Genomic DNA, 18133 nt, shown 5'->3' on the forward strand with positions numbered 1-18133 from the left:
ACTCCCATTCACTCAAGTGGATGAGTTAAATCCCTTGCTTGGCAAGACCAAGTAATGAATTGCTCGTAACGCGAGCCTTAAAGGAAGCACTGAAATGGACCAAGAACGTTTAACCCACCTAAAACAGCTCGAAGCGGAAAGTATTCATATTATCCGTGAAGTAGCGGCTGAGTTTGATAACCCAGTGATGATGTACTCCATCGGAAAAGATTCTTCTGTGATGCTTCATTTAGCTCGCAAAGCGTTTTATCCAGGCAAGATTCCATTCCCGTTATTGCATGTAGATACGGATTGGAAATTCCGCGAGATGATTGAGTTTCGTGATCGTACGGCTAAAAAGTACGGCTTCGACCTTTTAGTACATAAGAACCCAGAAGGTATTGAGATGGGTTGTAGCCCATTTGTACATGGTTCTTCGAAGCACACTGACATCATGAAAACACAGGGCCTTAAGCAGGCGTTAAACAAGTATGGGTTCGATGCGGCTTTTGGTGGTGCGCGTCGTGATGAAGAAAAATCTCGTGCGAAAGAACGTGTTTATTCTTTCCGTGATAAGAACCATACGTGGGATCCAAAAAACCAGCGTCCAGAGCTTTGGCACACCTACAACGGTCAGGTTAATAAGGGCGAAAGCATTCGTGTCTTCCCGCTATCTAATTGGACTGAGCTCGATATCTGGCAATACATCTATCTAGAGAGCATCGATATTGTTCCACTTTACCTTTCAGACAAACGCCCTGTAGTTGAGCGTGATGGCATGCTGATCATGGTTGATGATGACCGTATGGAGCTGCAAGAAGGTGAAGTGATTGAAGAGAAAAGCGTTCGTTTTCGTACTTTAGGCTGTTACCCATTAACCGGAGCGGTTGAATCTGAGGCGAATACGCTAACGGGCATTATTGAAGAGATGCTGGTGGCGACGTCTAGTGAGCGTCAAGGTCGAGCGATTGACCATGATCAGTCGGGCTCTATGGAGCTGAAAAAGCGCCAAGGTTATTTCTAAGAATCTAAGGAAAGAAAAATGAATAGTGCAGTAGAAGCCGAATTGGCTGAACTAGGGATTGAAGGTTATCTAAGTCAGCATCAGCATAAATCTATGCTTAGATTTTTAACTTGTGGCTCGGTAGATGACGGTAAAAGTACGCTAATCGGTCGCTTACTCCATGATACAAAACAGATTTATGAAGATCAGCTAGCGGCGGTTCACTCGGATAGCCAACGAGTGGGAACGACAGGTGAGAAACCTGATTTGGCACTGCTTGTTGATGGTCTGCAGGCTGAGCGTGAGCAAGGGATCACGATCGATGTGGCTTACCGCTACTTCTCGACTCAAAAACGTAAGTTCATTATTGCTGATACTCCTGGGCATGAGCAGTATACGCGCAACATGGCAACAGGCGCTTCAACGTGTGATCTGGCGGTGATCTTGATTGATGCTCGTAAGGGCGTTCTGGATCAAACACGTCGTCACTCGTTTATTTCTAACTTGCTTGGTTTGAAGCATTTCATCGTTGCAGTCAACAAGATGGATCTCGTGGAATATTCACAAGATCGTTTTGAAGAGATTCGCGATGAATACCTAGAGTTTGCTGAAAACCTAGAAGGCGAAACTAACATTCAGATCCTGCCAGTTTCGGCGCTTGAAGGCATCAACGTTGCTGCACCAAGTAAAGAGCTAGCATGGTTCGAAGGTCCATCTCTACTGGAAGTGTTAGAGAACGTCGATATTGATCAAAAGCGTTCTGCGGGAGAATTCCGTTTCCCTGTGCAGTATGTGAATCGTCCGAACTTAGATTTCCGTGGCTTTGCAGGCACAGTGGCCTCTGGCCGTGTAAGTGTTGGTGACGAAATCAAAGCACTGCCGTCAGGCAAAACGTCTAAGGTTGCACGTATCGTGACCTTTGATGGTGATTTGGAATCTGCACAAGCGGGCTTGGCGGTAACGCTGACCCTTGAAGATGAGATCGACATCAGCCGTGGTGATTTGATTGTGTTGGAAAACGCTCAGATTGAATCTACTAACCACGTATTGGCTGACATCGTGTGGATGACAGAGCAACCACTACAACCGGGCAAAGCTTATGACATCAAGATCGCAGGCAAGAAAACCGTCGGTCAGGTTGAAACCGTTCGTCACCAATACGACATCAACAACCTGTCGACTCACGCTGTCGATGAGTTGCCATTGAATGGTATTGGTTTGTGTGAATGGTCATTGAACGAGACTGTCGCGCTGGATAAATACCGTGAAAGTGCCGATACCGGTGGCTTCATCGTTATCGACCGACTAACCAACGTGACGGTTGGCGCGGGTTTGATTCGAGACCGTTTGGACTCTGTTGAACAGCAAGTCGGTAACTTCTCTGCATTTGAACTTGAGTTCAACGCATTGGTTCGCAAACATTTCCCTCATTGGGATGCCAAAGATCTAAGCCAACTACTGAAGTCATAAACGACCAAGTAACAGCTTATTGAATCAGGCGGAAACCGATCGTTTCCGCCATAAAGGACGGGTATATGTGGCAACAAGGATTTGTATTAGCGATTTTGCTCGGCATTATTACTTGCCTGCTCGTTACCCGTATTAAGCCAAGCTTTATCTTTGCTGGCGCGGCGTTTATTGCTTTTATGGCTGGCATGATCGACTTGTCGAGCTTGGCTAATAACTTCACTAACTCCTCGTTACTGACTTTAATTCTTCTGATCCTCGCATCAAGTGCGTTGGAGAAAACTCGCTTAATCAGCTGGGTTAGCCGCAATATCTCTGAAGGTAGGCTAGGTACCGTGGTTGCGAAGTTGGGTATTTCTACAGCGTTACTTTCTTCTTTTACTAATAACACCGCGGTGGTTGTTTCTTTGATCGGGGCGATCAAACGTAATCAACAGCACGCGCCGTCTAAGTTACTTATCCCTTTGTCATACGCTGCCATCTTAGGTGGCACCCTGACATTGATCGGCACCTCTACCAATTTGATCATCAATAGTTTTGTTGAAGATGCAGGTTTACCGAGCTTAAACTTTTTCACACCTACCTTGATCGGTTTAGCGGTTTTGGTCGGTGGGGTATTGATCCTTATTCCTCTTAGCTATTTTCTACCCAGCTACGATGATGGTTCTCAAGATGATCTGCCTTACTTTCTCGAGGCGCGAGTTGAGCCAGGTTCTCCATTAGTTGGCCGTAGCGTCAGTGAAAATAATCTTAGAGCTCTTAGAAAACTGTTCTTAGCCGAAGTGATTCGAGACGGTAAAACCACCGCGTCGATTGACCCTGATTTTATTCTTCAAGCTCGTGACCGATTGCTGTTTTGTGGTGATGTTGAGAGCGTGGCGACACTGCAAGAAATTCAAGGACTGACTCTGTTTGGTCAGCATCATTTGAATGGCCAGAGCTTTGTTGAAGTGGTGGTGAGTTCATCAGCAAGTTTTTGTAACAAAACCCTGAAAACTAGCCAGTTTAGAGATCGTTTCGATGCGGTTGTGGTTGCTATTCGTCGTGGCCATGAACGCCTAGAAGGTGGGCTAGGGAATATCACATTGACCGCTGGTGATACCTTGATTTTGGTTCCAGGTAAACGCTTTGAAGAACAGCGCCAACAACACAACAAAGAGTTTGTGTTGATGAATGACTTAGATTCGAGTGCCAAGCTTGATGCCGACAAATCGACGTTCGTGTTGCTCGGCTTTGCTAGCGTGATTGGTTTAGCCCTTATCGATGCAGTACCTATTATCAAAGGCTTAGCTGGTTTTCTACTGTTGCTGGTGGCATTTGGCGTGGTGCAACTGGGTGAGCTCCGCCGCCGTTTCCCAGTTGATATTGTGGTGATCGTGGGCTCTGCACTTTCTATTGCTCAACTGATGATTTCATCGGGTTTATCTGAGCGGATGGGGCTGATGTTTATGGAGGCGTTTAATGGCTGGGGCGTATTCGGTGCGTTAGTTGCTACCTACTTTATGACTTTGGTTTTGACAGAGCTGGTGACCAATAATGCGGCTGCAGCACTCTCATTTCCGATTGGCTACAGTATGGCAGTAGGTTATGGCGTTGACCCTATGCCGTTCATCATGGCGGTACTGTTTGGTGCCAGTGCCAGTTTTATCTCTCCATACGGCTACCAAACCAACTTACTTGTTTATAGCGTAGGTAATTACCATTTAACGGATTATCTGCGCATCGGCATTCCAATCTCGATTGTATATTCGGGCTTGGTGCTGACCCTAATTCCTTATTTTTTCCCATTTTAATGCTGTTTATTTAAAGGACTAATTATGACCGCAGTACTCAAATCCAAAGATGAGAATGTTGTGTGGCATCAACACTCGATTGATAAAACATTTCGCGCGGATCTGAAATCACAAAAGCCAGCCGTGCTCTGGTTCACGGGGTTGTCTGGTTCTGGTAAATCGACAGTCGCTGGAGCATTAGAAAATCGCTTGGCACAGCTTGGTTACCATACTTATTTATTGGATGGCGACAATGTGCGTCATGGATTATGTAGTGACCTTGGCTTCTCTGAGCAAGATCGTCGAGAGAACATCCGTCGTATTGGTGAGCTTGCTAAATTGATGGCAGATGCAGGCTTGATCGTGTTGTCAGCCTTTATTTCTCCGCATCAAGCTGAAAGGCAACTCGTGAGAGATTTATTGCCGGAAGGTGAGTTTCTTGAGGTGTTCGTCAATACGCCATTAGAGGTTTGCGAACAGCGTGATCCTAAAGGTCTGTATAAGAAAGCACGTGCCGGAGAAATCCCGAACTTCACAGGTATTAGTTCAGTGTACGAAGCGCCTCTGAACCCTGAGATTGATCTACCTGCAGGTGAGAAGACACTCGATGAATTGGTCGAACTGTGTATTGATGCGTTGGAGAAGCGAAATATCTTAGCCAACTGAGATCGTTGGTATGACTAAGGCTACTCAGCTGTTTATCTGTTTATTCACGACCGATAAATAGTGCAGCCTTAGTTTACCGAGACAAGAAACCTATCCTCTAGATTCTCTTTATTCCTCTCTATACTTCACTTTTTACACCGTCAATTTTAGCTCCGTCGAGTGTCTAGACGGTGTAATTTACGCTGCTTTTCACTTCTGTCTGTACTGTGAATTTCTGGCTCAATAGTGCAATCAGTTGATCGTAATACTGCGTGTTTGGCTTGTTACCGAGCAAGGTACAAAGCTCATTGCCTGTAGGGCTGAATCGGTAGTAAACCAGCTTCACGCCTTTTGATAATGGTGCCAGTGACATGCTCTTGCCTTGATAGGTTAGGTGCAGGGCTGGATCGAAATCAATCTCTCCGGATTCTAATTCTGTGCCCAGAATAATCCCGAGCTCTATCAAGTGGAGCAAGCTGGAGTAGGGCAGGTTGTGCCCACCAAGGTTGATGGTGTTGGTGGTGTCCCTTTTGCCAAAGTTGAATAGCCCAGCATGAGATTTAAAGCCGAGTAAGAGCTTTCTGCTGTTATCGCTACCAAAGCTACAACCCAGTGATGCTGCCCTTTGTAGGGTTAACGCTTCTTTTGGTGTCATGTCTTTTAAGATTTGCAGTGCCTTCATCGACGTCGAGCCTGGGTTGGTGACTTCTCGTTTCAGTACTTGAGCCCATAGCCTCTGCATCGATGTATTGTGGATCTCTTGTGCCATGTCGAAGAAACGGTATAACCAGTCCTGATCCGGGTCTCCAGCCGCTTCATCCTTACATGAAGAGTGCGCCAACTTTAGAATCTGTTCTAGGTTCTTTTGGCGAAGCTCTCTACGTTTTTTCTCTCGCAATAGTGCCCGTTCGATAAGCGTACTCTCAGCTTTATCCTTTGGCTTGGCACTATGACTAATTAAGGAATCGAGGCCGAAGCTTTGTGCGATGTGCAGCATTCTGCTGGCACTGTCGGCAATATGAGGCTTTTTCTCATGCTTATGCTGTGTGTCGCTAGCATGCTCAATGATCACTGGCTGTTTGGTTTTTGACATAAGAGTACCGTTAGGAGACGACTCAAAACCAATCGTAGTAAATAATTGCTCAGCCTAGCTTGTTAAAACGCTTGATAACTGAGCTACAATTTTTGATTGTAGAATAACTACTTATCAAAAAGCTCCGCCTTGTTCTCAAGGCTTTTTCCTACGCTATTTCTGAACACTTACTTATTGTGATTGGTATAACTGTCTAAAATGTAACTCTTTATCTTATTGGTGGCTAGATTTTGCGAGCATAGTTGAAGGTTTCAACAAAATTTTACTTTTGTTAATGATAATAAAATGTTAAATTTGTTGTAATTCTCAAGGAGGAGTTATGAATCAAGCCAATGATAACAAGCTGAAGAAACAGCTTAGTATAGGGTTATTACTCGCGACTTATGTCGCTGTTCTAGCTTACTTATCTAATTACATCGCGTAATTCAGAAGAAAATTATCGTTATTAAACTGTTATTGAATGATCACACTCGTTCAGTGACGGCAGCTCATCCTTGAGCCACCCTTCTAATGACTACATGTCGTCATATTCTTCAATCGCAGTACCTTCAATAAGATAACCGGTTTGCGCTAAGTCATGGCTGATTGACTCAGTTTTCAGCGTTCCGACCAAATAGATCACATCCCATAACTGCTGTATTGGTGCACCTTTCGGGAACTTCACGTAGATGATTTGGTTCGGTGGCGGCGGTGGCACGTGGATACATGCGCCAAAGTACGGTACCAGCAGAAACTCAGTGATCATATTCTCATCACCTTCCAATGGAATCACAAAGCCAGGAATCTTCACTGTGCTGCCATTCAATTCTGGGCGAACAGCACCAAGTGTCGATTGTTGAGGTTTGTCCATACTATTGTGGTCAACCATCGGCATACCAAATGAATCTAGCTGAGCGCGCTCTGATTCCGGAATCAAATCAATCCATTCAAGTGTTAATACCGATTCGTCATTCTGAGTGGTTTCAGCGTGAGCTGTACTGATAAATGGGAACAGAAGTAGCCCGAGTATCAGTAGGAATTTGCGTTGCATCGTAGGTTCCTATTTTAGATTCGAATCGTCATGCCATCAGACAATGACTGGCGGTAAGCCCTGAAAGCGGGAATAAAGCCGATAATGATTCCGGCAACTTGTACCAGCATAAGCAGTTTCCACTCATGCGGTGTGATTGCGGATATCGATATGTTGATACCATAACTTTGTTGCACAATAGGAGCAACCACTGCGATCAGCGCAAACAGCACTGCAACACCTAATGTAATGCCAAGGAAGGTTAGCGCACTGGCTTCACTGATCAGTAAACCAAACACATGACGAGGTCTTGCGCCCATCGCACGTAGGATAGCCATCTCTCGACGCCTTTCTTGCAAGCTAGTGAGTAGGCTACTGAGCATGCCCAATAAACCGGCGACAACAACAAACCCTGAAACAATCAGTAATGCTTGTTCTGCTACAGCCATCATTCCCCACAATTCGTGAAGCGCAATGCCCGGCATAATGGCGCTTAAAGGTTCTTGGCGGTAGTTATTGATTTCTCGTTGCAGTGCGAAGGTTTGGATCTTCGATTTAAGGCCAACCATCATCGCGGTAATCTGCTTCGGTTGGAAGTCACGTTGCTTTAGCGCTTCAGCATTCGGTGTGTGCCCGAGGTTGGCACCTGATTCCCAGCCAACATGAATTGCTTCGATTGCCTCTAGCGATACGTGTACGGTTTTGTCTACTGGTGTTCCTGTTGGCGCGAGTATTCCCACAATCTTGAAGGGCAGATTATCGTGACGGCTAAACGCAACATCACTGATACCGTGCGCAAGAATGATTTGATCACCTATTTTGTAATCTAGCTTCTTCGCGACGTCGGCACCAATCACTACGTCAAATAGCTGATTAAACTCTTTGCCTTGCTGAAAAGTAAGTGGTTGCTTACTTCCATAGCGATAATTCTCGAAGTAGCTATGGTTCGTGCCCATTACGCGGAAGCCTTTATGTGAATCACCCAATGAGATTGGGATCGCCCACTTTACAGCGTTGTGCTGGCTAAATTCTTCATAGCTTTTCCAGTCGATGTTGTTGGTCGCATTACCGATTCTAAATACGGAATAAAGCAGCAGGTTTACCTGACCAGAGCGGCCACCGACGATAAGGTCAGTACCTGAAATCGTATTGGCGAAGCTGCTCTTAGCTTCGGTTCTAACGCGTTCTACGCCGAGCAAGAGAATGACAGATACCGCCACCGTGAGAATGGTGAGAATAGCCGTGGCTTTACGGTTGAGTACGCTTTTTAAGGCTAAGTGAGTAATTACTTTCATACGACAACCTTAGCTTGGTTAACGGTTTTTAAATCTATGGTTCGAGTAAATAATTTTTCTAGTGTTGGATCATGGCTAACAAAGATAAGAGTAGAACCTGCCTGGTTGGCTTGTTCTAACAACAGTTCGATAAAAGCTTCTCGGTTGTCATGATCCAAAGCCGAGGTTGGCTCGTCGGCAATAATGATTTTGGGTTGGCCGATCAAAGCACGAGCGGCAGCAACACGTTGTTGTTGACCGATGCTTAACTCGGTAACGGGCTTGTCCATTAAAGCTTGAGGTAGTTTTAATCTGAGTAACAACTCTCGAGCCGTCTCTTGTAAGCTTGTCTGGCTTTCAGCGACTTGCCGTTTACGTATCTGTGAAAACTGGCAAGGAAGCGTCACGTTATCGATAACTGATAGATAAGGAAGCAGGTTAAATTGTTGGAAAATATAACCAATATGATCGGCTCTGAATTTATCTCTTTGACGAGGTGTAAGCTGAGTGAGGTCTTGATCAAGGATAGAGACTTCTCCTTGCTCAGCTTGGTTGATTCCGGTCAGTAGCCCTAACAAAGTTGATTTTCCACAACCACTTGGCCCTTTAATAAAAAGGTGCTCTTGGGCTTGGATGTGAAGAGAGGGGATCTCTAGCGTTGGTGGTAATTCAGGCTTCCAACGAAAGCTGATATTTTCGAGTTTGACCACAAGTGATGAACTGTCAGAAGACATGCTAGCTCCAATAATTAAAGCGGTGTATCTACTGGACAGTAATTTGAAACATAAATTCCCAGGAACACACCGATTTGAACAGCCAAGTAAGCGATGACTTACCTGGCTGTTTATTTTACGTTTAATCCGATCTAGGAGTGATTAGAATCGGAAACTAATACGCTCTGCGTTAAGCACTTCTTGTACTTGAGCTGTGTCTGTTAGTAGGTTCACCGTCATTTTTTCAGTGTTGCTGAACTTAGAGAACCACTGAGTGCTAACTGTGTCTAGCTTAGCAACATCTGAACATTCATAGTGGTACTCAACAGTGAACTCACCGTGGCCACCTTCTGAGTGATCGTGGCCTTCATGATCGTGGTGGTCGTGACCTTCGTGGTCATCATGATCGTGCTCAGCGTGCTCAGCGTGCTCAGCGTGCTCAGCGTGGTCATGGTCTTTGTGGTCATCATGATCGTGTTCAGCGTGGTCATGGTCTTTGTGGTCGTCATGATCGTGTTCAGCGTGATCATGGTCTTTGTGGTCGCCATGACCGTGTTCCGCATGGTCATGGCCTTCATGGTCGTCATGACCGCCTTCTAAGGTGTTTGCTACTGACTTGAACTTCAGAGTACAACTCGCATTGTTAAAACTAAACAGCTCTTCTGGCTTGTTTAATTGTGCGATAGCCTGTTCAAACACTTTCTTCTGTTCTGCAGTTTCTGGAGCATGTTCAAACCCAACCACATCAGCGCCGGGAGCTGTCACTTCAACAAGCAATTCTTGCCCATCTTGCGCGATGTTTACTTCAACTTGGCCATGTACGTGTGCATCATGAGAGCGGAATTCTTCGTTAGCTAGAACATTTGTAGAGACAGTCATGCCGATAACAACGGCTAAAAAAGTAGGTTTCATGTTTTTTCCTGAATAAAGGTTAATTAAAAAGTAGTGGTAATTAAGCGATATTTACAGGAGGTGAGCGTGCCAAATAAGCGAAATATAGCCGCTGTAGTGAAGTTACTGACTCTGTAATAGCGACAGTAAATTCCGAATGGAACTCTGGAATCTGTGGTAGTGAGTGCGCTGTGATGAACTGATTAAGCGAAAACAGCTCACAATGGTGTGAGGTGTGGTGCTCTGGTGCGATATCCACAATGTGTGTTGCGGCTAACACGCTTAACATGAGCATAAGCCCAAGCAAGAAGCCTGTTTTGCGTTTCACATTGTTGGGTGTGTTTTGCCACATCAGGATGATTAACCACAGAATTAAAAAAAGGATACTGTTATAATATAACAATATCCTTTGGTTAGGTCTCGAAAAAGACGCGAATATCTTATTAAAGGCTCGCTTTAATCAACTCAATGACTTGAGTGACTTCTGATTCGTTTAATGCACCTTCTTTTACAAACAAGATTTTACCTTGATTGTCTTGAACGATAATCGCTGAGCTTTCTTCTTTTAGAGCCCATGTTGACGCAACGGCGCCGTCTTCATCTAGGACCATAGAAGACCATGGAAATTCTTCTTTGCTGCTTTCGGCAGACGACTTAACAAAAGACCCAGTACCCCAAATCGCATCATCTTGGTTGATGATAGTGGTGGTTTGGTAGCTGTCTTCTGAGAATTTCGATGCGGTAATGGCTGCCATCAGTGGTGCGTTGAGCTCTTTAGAGCTGCTGCGGCCAGCGATAGCTTGAACGACGCGAACTTTACCTAGAAGATCATTGGTTGCCCAAGCTTGATATCCAGTATTTCCGTCGTTTAGAACAATCTCACCATAGTTACTCACATCGACGGCAGGCAGGGTAGCGCCTACTGATAGGTTGTGAGCATTGGCGAAGAGTGGAGAGGCTGCGGCTAGAAAAGCCAGTAGAGTTTTGTTTTTCATTATATTTTTGTTCCGCTTATTGGTTTGCACAGGAAGTATAATATGAAATTTGAAAAATGCCTCTTTAACTTTTTTATCGTACGACGTAGAAAGAAGTTGCAGGCTTGTTACCAAAAGGTATAATGCATCAATATCAAGATGAACAATAGATTATCTTGCTGTTTGCTAAAGGAATTAGCGATTAAATGTGCTTTGAACAGCGACGCTGTTCAGGTATGTGACTGTAGTACTCAAATGGAATTGAGGTTGTATTATGTTAAGAAAATTTTCTACTTACCGTCCACGTCAGGTGGCGCGTTTCGTTAAAGTCCTGTTCAAAGGCCAATTTGCTATTGAAGGTGTTGGAGAGTTTCGCTTCGACCAAGGCAAGGTGCTACTTCCTGAAGTTTCAGACAAACAAAAGCTCACTATTTTTAAAGAAGTTAACGGCACCATTGCAGCGTTGCCGGTGTAACTGAGCTTTATCGATTTGTCTTGCACCGAATAGATTAACAATGAAAAGGGCTTCCTGATGGAAGCCCTTTTTTAATGCGTGTCGTTCACGATGGTATGTCGAACGGCACTTTATTGTGGAGGGAAGCACACACCTGTTCCACCCAACCCGCAATACCCATTCGGATTTTTAGCTAGGTATTGCTGGTGGTAGGTTTCTGCGAAAAAATATTTTCCAGCAGGCAGAACTTCCGTCGTGATCTCGTTGCCTAAAGATTCAGTCATTGCTCGTTGATATTCACGTTTAGAGTGCTCAGCGATAGATTGTTGTTCTTCACTGAAGGTGTAAATCGCAGAACGGTACTGAGTCCCTAAATCGTTGCCTTGGCGCATCCCTTGAGTTGGGTCATGACGCTCCCAAAAGGTTTCAAGTATTCGAGCTAGAGAGGTTTGTTCACTATCAAATATGACACGAACGACCTCGGTATGGCCGGTTTGCCCAGTACATACTTGTTCATAAGTGGGATTAACTGTGTATCCGCCAGCGTAACCAACGGATGTTGAAATAACGCCATCCAATTGCCAAAACAAACGCTCAGCTCCCCAGAAGCACCCCATACCAAACAGGACTTCTTGTTGAGAGCCCGTGGGTGCATCGAGCAGGTCGGTTTGATTGACGAAATGGCGCTCAGTGATTCGAATTGGGTCAGCATTTCCCGGTAGTGCGGTTGCTGCAGAAACCAGTTGTTGTTTGTTTAGCATGTTATATTCCTTTTCGCATACGTTTACCGCGCTGGCTTTTATTTAACGTGGGTTCATATTAACTGTTGGTCAATATTGAATAAGTCTTTAAATTAGACCGTGTTATTCCAGGATTTATTACAGACTCAATGCCTATTTAGCGGTATTATTTCTTTTCACTTATTAACGTATTGATAACTTCTTCACCAATTAAACATGATAAGAAAAACTTTACCAGTTCTGATTGGCACTCTATTGTCATCGACGCTCGCTTTCGCTGACGTTTCCCTTGAAATCAAAGGGCTAGATGGAGCGCTTGAGGATAATGTTGATGCTTATCTGAGTGCGATCCCTGAAGAAGAGTATTCGGTTTCACTAAGATTCCAATCCCGCTTGGAATCTATGATTAAAGAAGCCCTGAATGCGTTAGGCTACTACCACCTTAAAATCACATTTACTCACTCCGAAGATGATACCGAAATGACCGTTACGGTTGAGCCGGGAGAGCCTGTTGTTATTTATACTTCAGATATCGTTCTAACTGGTGAAGCCAAGGATGACCCAGACTTTTTAGCCTTGATAGCGAAGAGTAGCTTGTCTAAAGGTTCGACTCTGAATCATGGTAATTATGACTCTTTGAAATCGTCGATCCGCAACCTTGGCTTAGCGAAAGGCTACTTCGATGGTGCTTATGATCTTAGTAAGCTAGAAGTCGCTCCTGAATTGAACCGCGCTTATGTTCGTCTTCATTATAACAGTGGTATCCGCTATCACTTTGGTACTACTCAGGTTACTGGTAGCCAGATAGAAGAAGATAAGGTGCAGTCACTTAAACCATTTGAGGATGGCGAACCTTACTCAATCACCAAAGTCGGTGAGTACAACCAAAACCTGTCCAATACGGATTGGTTCTCCTCGGTATTTGTTGAACCAGATTTAAGCCAGTTAGGCGAAGGCCGAGAGATCCCGATGAAGGTTAGCCTTGCTCCGCAAGCTCGTAACCAAATCGAAACGGGTATCGGTGTATCCACCGACCTTGGCGTAAAAGGCACTCTGAAGTGGAAAAAACCTTGGGTTAATGAACAAGGCCATAGCTTCAATAGTAGCCTGTCGATTTCTAAACCTGAACAGACGATTACCGCTACCTATAAAATCCCTCTGGATGACGTGCTGAACGACTACTATCAAGTTAAGTACGGTATGAAAAACTTGGATAATCGTGATACCAAGAGTTTGGAGTCAAACTTAGCGCTAGAAAGATATTGGCGACTGGATAACGGTTGGCAACGCACGGTCTTCATTCGATACTTGGTCGAAAACTATGAGCAAGGTTTGCAGGATGATTTAGCGCAATTTGTGCTGCCGGGTATCTCTTTCTCACGCACTCGAACGCGAGGCGGTTCGATGCCGATGTGGGGCGATAAACAAACCATTATGGTTGAAGCGGGTGATGATACCTTGTTATCTGAAACTAAGGTTGTTCGTTTTCAAGGTCAAACCGCTTGGATTCGAAGCATTGGCGACAATCACCGAGGCTTAACTCGACTTCAATTTGGCGGCAACTTTGCCGACGAGTTTGATAAGCTATCTCCCTCCCTAAGATTCTTTGCTGGTGGTGACAATAGCATTCGTGGTTATGGTTATGAGTCGATCTCTCCTCGAGATGAAAGTGGCGCACTAACGGGTGCCAAATTCATTGCAACCAGCTCGTTTGAATACCAATACCGCTTGGTTGGAAACTGGTGGGGCGCAGCATTCTACGACATTGGTGATGCCTTCAATGATAAACCTGAATGGAAACATGGTACCGGCGTCGGGGTTCGTTGGGCGTCGCCCGTCGGCCCTGTGAGCTTAGATTTTGCTTGGGGTCTAGATGCAGCAAAAGGTGATGAGTTCCAGTTACACTTTAGTTTAGGGCCAGAATTATGATCAAAGTGATGGGCAAGTGCATCAAGTGGACGTCGATCTCATTGACGTCTATTTTGCTGTTGTTGATAGCCTTGCTAGGTTTTGTTTTGTTCACCAATCCAGGGTTGAACACTGTGTTGTGGGGCGCTGAAAAAGCGTTGCCACAGCTTAAAGTGGAAAGCACTAAAGGGGCTCTGTTCCCGAGCTTTACGCTTAATAATGTTCAGTTTAAAGATGACAGCCTGCATATAGACACCAAAGTTCAAAAGCTGAACTTGGCGATTAATCCTCGCTGTCTGCTCGACCCTAAGTTGTGTGTCGATCGTTTAGCGATTCAAGGATTGGACTTCGCATTTACTGAACTGCCTCCGGCCTCTACAGAAGAAACAGAACCTACTCCGCCCGTAACATCGGTAAAAACACCGTTGCCAATCGTAATCAACCGTATCGCTTTGTCTGATATCAAGTTGAATATCTTAGGGCATGAAATTGAATGGAGCTTGTTCTCTACGGCTTTGAGTATGCAGGGCGAAAAGCTAACTGTATCGCCAACCTTATTCAATGATCTTAAGGTTAAACTCGCTGAGTCGACAGAAGAACCGCAAGCAGAAAAGGTTGAGCCAAAAGCTGCCGTTAAAACGGCTATCGAATTGCCGGAAGTCTGGATTCCTCTGCAGGTTGTGTTGGAGCGTTTTGACCTCAACCGTTTCACCTTAGAACAAGAAATACCAATCGTTGTTAACCACCTTGGGCTAGAAGCTCGCGCGGGCAAACACACGGTTGATGTTTCAACTCTCGAACTCGATATGCCACAAGCAAGCGCCAATCTAACCACGAAGGTTGAGCTCAAGGGCGGTTACCCGCTAGAACTTTCTTTGGATGCGTTAGTGAAAGAAACCGACCTTGCTGGTCAGAAGTTGTCTCTGAAAGCACAAGGCAGCGTGGCTAAGCTAAACCTAGATTCCCAATTTTCTGAGCTGATTGAGGCAAAGTTGTCTGGGGACATTCAACCCTTAGAACCGACTCTGCCATTTGACCTTCTTTTAGAGGGCGGACAAGCACAGTGGCCCCTTACCGGAAAAAGCGATTACCAAGCGACAATTGAGCAATTCAAAGCTGATGGCTCACTAGATGGTTTCAATGTTCTTCTTAAAGGTGAAGCCGATGGTAAGGAAATCCCTGAATTAGCCATTGATCTACAGGGTAAAGGCACGACGGAACAAATTGAGCTCGAGCGTCTAAAGCTCAACACGCTAGGCGGTGAGCTTAACGGTGTCGTTAAAGCGAACTGGAAGAGTCTCGTTAACTGGCAAGCTGACGTGACACTCAAAGATATTCAGCCGGGTCTGCAGTGGCCTGAAGCCGAGGGCAACATTAGCGGAAGCATCGTCACCTCGGGTGGGTTGACGGAAGCGGGCGGCTGGGCGATTGAACTGCCTAAATTGGATATTGAAGGGATCTTGCGAGAATACCCTCTGGATATCGAAGGTCAGTTGTCAGCGTCGGATCGCAGCGCGAGCGGTGAACCAAAACTGAAAACCAGTGGTTTGAGTTTGGCTCACGGTGTTAACTCGATTAAGGCTCAGGGTGAGCTTGATAAGAAATGGGACATGGGTGTTGAGATTTACTTCCCTGAGCTTGTAAAAAGCGTCCCTGACTTGAAAGGTAAAGTGATTGGTAACATCCAGCTAAGCGGTCTAACGAAAGAGCCTGAAGTCGATCTCGCTCTAAATGTGGATAAGGTAGATTGGAATAGCGAAGCAACACTAGAATCCTTGTCGCTTAATGGCTCTGTGATTCCTCTGCCATTGCCTGAAGCTCAAGCTGATCTTGAATTAAAAGCTAAGAACTTAACCTATCAAGATCAAAGCGTAGAAAGCATTGCTCTCACGGTGAGTGGTGGTGAGAAGAAACACACAATGACACTTGATGTGATATCCGACATCGTGTCTACAAGCTTAGCTATTTCCGGAGAGTTGATTCAAAAGCCTTCTCTTATTTGGGATGGATCGTTAGACAGAGTCAAAATCACTACTCAGCAAGGTCCTTGGGTATTAGACCAACCTGTCGCGATAAAGGCGGATGTCGATAAGCAGTTTGCTGATGTTCAAGCGCATTGTTGGAACCAATCGGGTTCGAGTGTGTGTTTGGATGAAGACGTTCGTGTCGGAAAATCGGGTGAGGCCAAAGTGGCCATCAATCAATTCGATTTCGAGCAGATTAAAGCCTTTGCGCCTAAAGAGACGCAATTACAGGGCTTAGTCAATGCGACTGCTCATGCAAAGTGGTCTGAACAAGATGAGCCTGAAGTCACGGTAAGCGTTGATATGCCGAAAGGTCAGGTTGTTCAACAAGTGGGTGAGCCAATCACACTGGGTTGGGAAAGCGTTGCATTGAATGCCCAACTGAAAGACAACAAACTGGATGCCGATTTTAAGTTGGATGTTTCCGACAATGGTGACCTGTCTGGCACGGTGTCGTTACCGGATATTCTTGCCGAAGACAAAATGGTCGATGCGGCAATTAAGCTGACCACGTTCCATCTTGATTTCTTACAACCAATTCTAGGTGAATACAGCTTATTGAAAGCCGACCTTGAGAGTGATCTTCAAGTTAAAGGCTCTCTGATGCACCCTCAAGTCTTTGGTCAATTCTCTGTTGATGGTATTCAAGTCAAAGGCGATGTTACGCCTGTTGATGTGAAAGATGGCCGCATCGACCTCGACTTTGATGGTTATAGTGCAAAACTGGATGCGAATGTCGAAACACCTGATGGTCACCTTGATATTGAGGGAACCGGAGATTGGCAAGATCTTAAAGCATGGCATTCGAACGTTAGAGTTTTCGCTGATGAGTTGATGGTTGATATCCCACCGATGGTTAAGGTGAAGGTCGTACCTGATATGACTATTGATGTCACACCAGATCTGGCGAAAATCACCGGTGATATTGCATTACCATGGGGACGAATTGTTGTTGAAGATTTACCACCGTCAGCGGTTGGCGTCTCTTCTGATCAGGTTATTTTGAATAAAGATCTAGAGCCAGAAAACGAAGATACGATTCCATTCAATGTGATGACGAATATTAATATCTCCATTGGTGATGACTTTAAACTGTCTGCCTTCGGTCTTGAAGGTGATTTGGTCGGTAAGCTCAACGTGGCTCAAAAAGACCAAGGTCCATTTATTACAGGTGAAGTGAACATCGTCGATGGTACTTATCAATCATTCGGGCAAGACCTCTTGATCGAAGAGGGTAAGATCCTAATGAATGGACCACCGGATCAGCCATACGTAGCCATCAACGCGATTCGTAATCCTGATAATACTCAGGATGACGTGACCGCTGGTATTCGAGTGACTGGCCCTGCGACAGAGCCTACCATCGAGATTTATTCTGACCCAGCGATGCCACAAGCGAACGCACTGTCTTATATTTTGCGTGGCCAAGATATCGACGGTGAGTCGAGCGGTTCGATGACAACGACTTTAATCGGTTTGAGTTTAGCGAAGAGTGGTAAGGTTGTTGGTGAAATCGGTGAAGCCTTTGGTGTAAAGGACTTGCAACTGGATACTGCAGGCTCTGGCGATGACTCTCAAGTGACGGTAAGTGGTTACATCCTGCCTGGCTTACAGGTGAAGTATGGTGTGGGTATCTTTAACTCGTTAGGTGAGTTTACCGTTCGTTATAGATTGATGCAGGATCTCTATGTTGAAGCTGTTTCTGGCCTAGACAGTGCTGTGGATCTTCTCTATCAATTTGAGTTCGAGTAGAGCCGTATGGGAGGGCATATGCAGCATCTTGTTTTTGTCTATGGAACCTTGAGGCAAGGTCAGTCCAATCACCATTATTTGCAGGGCTGCGATTTATTAGGGCAGTTTGATACACCTAAGGAATACGCACTTTTTGATTTAGGTGCCTATCCGGCGATGATTTTGGGAAAGAAAAGTGTCGCTGGTGAGGTCTATATCATTAACGACGAAATTTTAGAGTCGCTCGATCGGCTAGAAGATGTTCCTGTTGAGTATCGTCGCGAGCAAATAGAGACTATATTTGGATTAGCATGGGTATATTTGTATCAGCTTGATCTAACAGCTAATAAAGAAATACTTTCGGGTAACTGGTGTCAGCGGAACAATGATTCCTAACTAGTTAATCACCTTACGAGACAACAAAAAGCCAGCACTGAGTGAAGTGACCCCGTAAAG

16 protein-coding genes are annotated in these 18133 nt (G+C 45.1%); 8 read left to right on the plus strand and 8 right to left on the minus strand.

Annotation, left to right across the window (positions count from 1 at the left end; all coding sequences use genetic code 11):
- The first annotated feature begins 58 nt into the window (after positions 1-58).
- From cysD to cysC, 4 genes are all read left to right on the plus strand, one after another.
- The gene (gene cysD / locus AB4274_RS04935) at positions 59-1003 is read left to right on the plus strand and encodes a sulfate adenylyltransferase subunit CysD (RefSeq protein WP_226088532.1); all 945 of its coding nucleotides are present in this window, start codon (positions 59-61) and stop codon (positions 1001-1003) included.
- Between the two features lie 18 nt (positions 1004-1021).
- Positions 1022-2452, plus strand: a complete 1431-nt coding sequence (gene cysN / locus AB4274_RS04940; RefSeq protein WP_048662155.1) for a sulfate adenylyltransferase subunit CysN — start codon at positions 1022-1024, stop codon at positions 2450-2452.
- Positions 2453-2517: 65 nt separating this feature from the next.
- Positions 2518-4242, plus strand: coding sequence for an SLC13 family permease (locus tag AB4274_RS04945; RefSeq protein ID WP_017067554.1), 1725 nt, complete (start codon positions 2518-2520; stop codon positions 4240-4242).
- A 24-nt stretch (positions 4243-4266) separates the two neighbouring features.
- The gene (cysC, locus tag AB4274_RS04950) at positions 4267-4887 is read left to right on the plus strand and encodes an adenylyl-sulfate kinase (protein ID WP_017069396.1); all 621 of its coding nucleotides are present in this window, start codon (positions 4267-4269) and stop codon (positions 4885-4887) included.
- Positions 4888-5050: 163 nt separating this feature from the next.
- Here the strand turns inward: cysC and AB4274_RS04955 are convergent, their stop codons facing one another.
- The 7 genes from AB4274_RS04955 to AB4274_RS04985 all read right to left on the minus strand — a co-directional run bounded on the left by AB4274_RS04955 (position 5051) and on the right by AB4274_RS04985 (position 10841).
- Positions 5051-5959, minus strand: a complete 909-nt coding sequence (locus AB4274_RS04955) for a TIGR03899 family protein (protein ID WP_017069397.1) — start codon at positions 5957-5959, stop codon at positions 5051-5053.
- Between the two features lie 514 nt (positions 5960-6473).
- Positions 6474-6989, minus strand: coding sequence for a DUF3299 domain-containing protein (locus AB4274_RS04960; protein WP_017058892.1), 516 nt, complete (start codon positions 6987-6989; stop codon positions 6474-6476).
- A gap of 14 nt (positions 6990-7003) precedes the next feature.
- The gene (locus AB4274_RS04965; RefSeq protein ID WP_017058893.1) at positions 7004-8263 is read right to left on the minus strand and encodes an ABC transporter permease; all 1260 of its coding nucleotides are present in this window, start codon (positions 8261-8263) and stop codon (positions 7004-7006) included.
- On the minus strand, positions 8260-8976 hold the full coding sequence (locus AB4274_RS04970; protein ID WP_372111194.1) for an ABC transporter ATP-binding protein: 717 nt from the start codon (positions 8974-8976) through the stop codon (positions 8260-8262). The genes AB4274_RS04965 and AB4274_RS04970 overlap by 4 nt, the downstream gene beginning before the upstream one ends.
- 141 nt (positions 8977-9117) lie before the next feature.
- Positions 9118-9867: a DUF2796 domain-containing protein gene (locus tag AB4274_RS04975; RefSeq protein ID WP_372111196.1), complete on the minus strand. Its 750-nt coding sequence runs from the start codon at positions 9865-9867 to the stop codon at positions 9118-9120.
- A 40-nt stretch (positions 9868-9907) separates the two neighbouring features.
- A complete protein-coding gene (locus AB4274_RS04980; RefSeq protein WP_017063722.1) occupies positions 9908-10198 on the minus strand; it encodes a DUF2607 family protein in 291 nt (96 codons plus the stop codon).
- Between the two features lie 91 nt (positions 10199-10289).
- Positions 10290-10841: a YtfJ family protein gene (locus AB4274_RS04985; RefSeq protein WP_017058897.1), complete on the minus strand. Its 552-nt coding sequence runs from the start codon at positions 10839-10841 to the stop codon at positions 10290-10292.
- 253 nt (positions 10842-11094) lie between these two features.
- Between AB4274_RS04985 and AB4274_RS04990 the strand changes: the two genes are divergently transcribed.
- A complete protein-coding gene (locus tag AB4274_RS04990; protein ID WP_017058898.1) occupies positions 11095-11295 on the plus strand; it encodes a DUF1107 family protein in 201 nt (66 codons plus the stop codon).
- 110 nt (positions 11296-11405) lie between these two features.
- On the opposite strand, the gene msrA is transcribed toward AB4274_RS04990, so the two are convergent.
- Positions 11406-12035, minus strand: a complete 630-nt coding sequence (gene msrA, locus AB4274_RS04995; protein WP_017058899.1) for a peptide-methionine (S)-S-oxide reductase MsrA — start codon at positions 12033-12035, stop codon at positions 11406-11408.
- 195 nt (positions 12036-12230) lie between these two features.
- Between msrA and AB4274_RS05000 the strand changes: the two genes are divergently transcribed.
- The 3 genes from AB4274_RS05000 to AB4274_RS05010 are packed head-to-tail and all read left to right on the plus strand — an operon-like array spanning position 12231 to position 18073.
- Positions 12231-13943, plus strand: coding sequence for an autotransporter assembly complex family protein (locus AB4274_RS05000; RefSeq protein ID WP_017058900.1), 1713 nt, complete (start codon positions 12231-12233; stop codon positions 13941-13943).
- Positions 13940-17698: a translocation/assembly module TamB domain-containing protein gene (locus AB4274_RS05005; RefSeq protein ID WP_372111200.1), complete on the plus strand. Its 3759-nt coding sequence runs from the start codon at positions 13940-13942 to the stop codon at positions 17696-17698. The genes AB4274_RS05000 and AB4274_RS05005 overlap by 4 nt, the downstream gene beginning before the upstream one ends.
- A gap of 18 nt (positions 17699-17716) precedes the next feature.
- Positions 17717-18073, plus strand: coding sequence for a gamma-glutamylcyclotransferase (locus tag AB4274_RS05010; RefSeq protein WP_017069403.1), 357 nt, complete (start codon positions 17717-17719; stop codon positions 18071-18073).
- Positions 18074-18133 lie beyond the last annotated feature (60 nt).

The sequence above is a fragment of the Vibrio sp. 10N.261.55.A10 genome (genome assembly GCF_041470825.1).
GTDB classification, from domain to species: Bacteria; Pseudomonadota; Gammaproteobacteria; order Enterobacterales; family Vibrionaceae; genus Vibrio; species Vibrio crassostreae_C.

Excerpts from the sequence above, each read along its gene's own strand:
- cysN (WP_048662155.1), top strand. The coding sequence starts at position 1,022 with ATGAATAGTGCAGTAGAAGCCGAATTGGCTGAACTAGGGATTGAAGGT.
- AB4274_RS04945 (WP_017067554.1), top strand. The coding sequence starts at position 2,518 with ATGTGGCAACAAGGATTTGTATTAGCGATTTTGCTCGGCATTATTACT.
- cysC (WP_017069396.1), top strand. The coding sequence starts at position 4,267 with ATGACCGCAGTACTCAAATCCAAAGATGAGAATGTTGTGTGGCATCAA.
- AB4274_RS04955 (WP_017069397.1), bottom strand. The coding sequence starts at position 5,959 with ATGTCAAAAACCAAACAGCCAGTGATCATTGAGCATGCTAGCGACACA.
- AB4274_RS04960 (WP_017058892.1), bottom strand. The coding sequence starts at position 6,989 with ATGCAACGCAAATTCCTACTGATACTCGGGCTACTTCTGTTCCCATTT.
- AB4274_RS04965 (WP_017058893.1), bottom strand. The coding sequence starts at position 8,263 with ATGAAAGTAATTACTCACTTAGCCTTAAAAAGCGTACTCAACCGTAAA.
- AB4274_RS04970 (WP_372111194.1), bottom strand. The coding sequence starts at position 8,976 with ATGTCTTCTGACAGTTCATCACTTGTGGTCAAACTCGAAAATATCAGC.
- AB4274_RS04975 (WP_372111196.1), bottom strand. The coding sequence starts at position 9,867 with ATGAAACCTACTTTTTTAGCCGTTGTTATCGGCATGACTGTCTCTACA.
- AB4274_RS04980 (WP_017063722.1), bottom strand. The coding sequence starts at position 10,198 with ATGTGGCAAAACACACCCAACAATGTGAAACGCAAAACAGGCTTCTTG.
- AB4274_RS04985 (WP_017058897.1), bottom strand. The coding sequence starts at position 10,841 with ATGAAAAACAAAACTCTACTGGCTTTTCTAGCCGCAGCCTCTCCACTC.
- AB4274_RS04990 (WP_017058898.1), top strand. The coding sequence starts at position 11,095 with ATGTTAAGAAAATTTTCTACTTACCGTCCACGTCAGGTGGCGCGTTTC.
- msrA (WP_017058899.1), bottom strand. The coding sequence starts at position 12,035 with ATGCTAAACAAACAACAACTGGTTTCTGCAGCAACCGCACTACCGGGA.
- AB4274_RS05000 (WP_017058900.1), top strand. The coding sequence starts at position 12,231 with ATGATAAGAAAAACTTTACCAGTTCTGATTGGCACTCTATTGTCATCG.
- AB4274_RS05005 (WP_372111200.1), top strand. The coding sequence starts at position 13,940 with ATGATCAAAGTGATGGGCAAGTGCATCAAGTGGACGTCGATCTCATTG.
- AB4274_RS05010 (WP_017069403.1), top strand. The coding sequence starts at position 17,717 with ATGCAGCATCTTGTTTTTGTCTATGGAACCTTGAGGCAAGGTCAGTCC.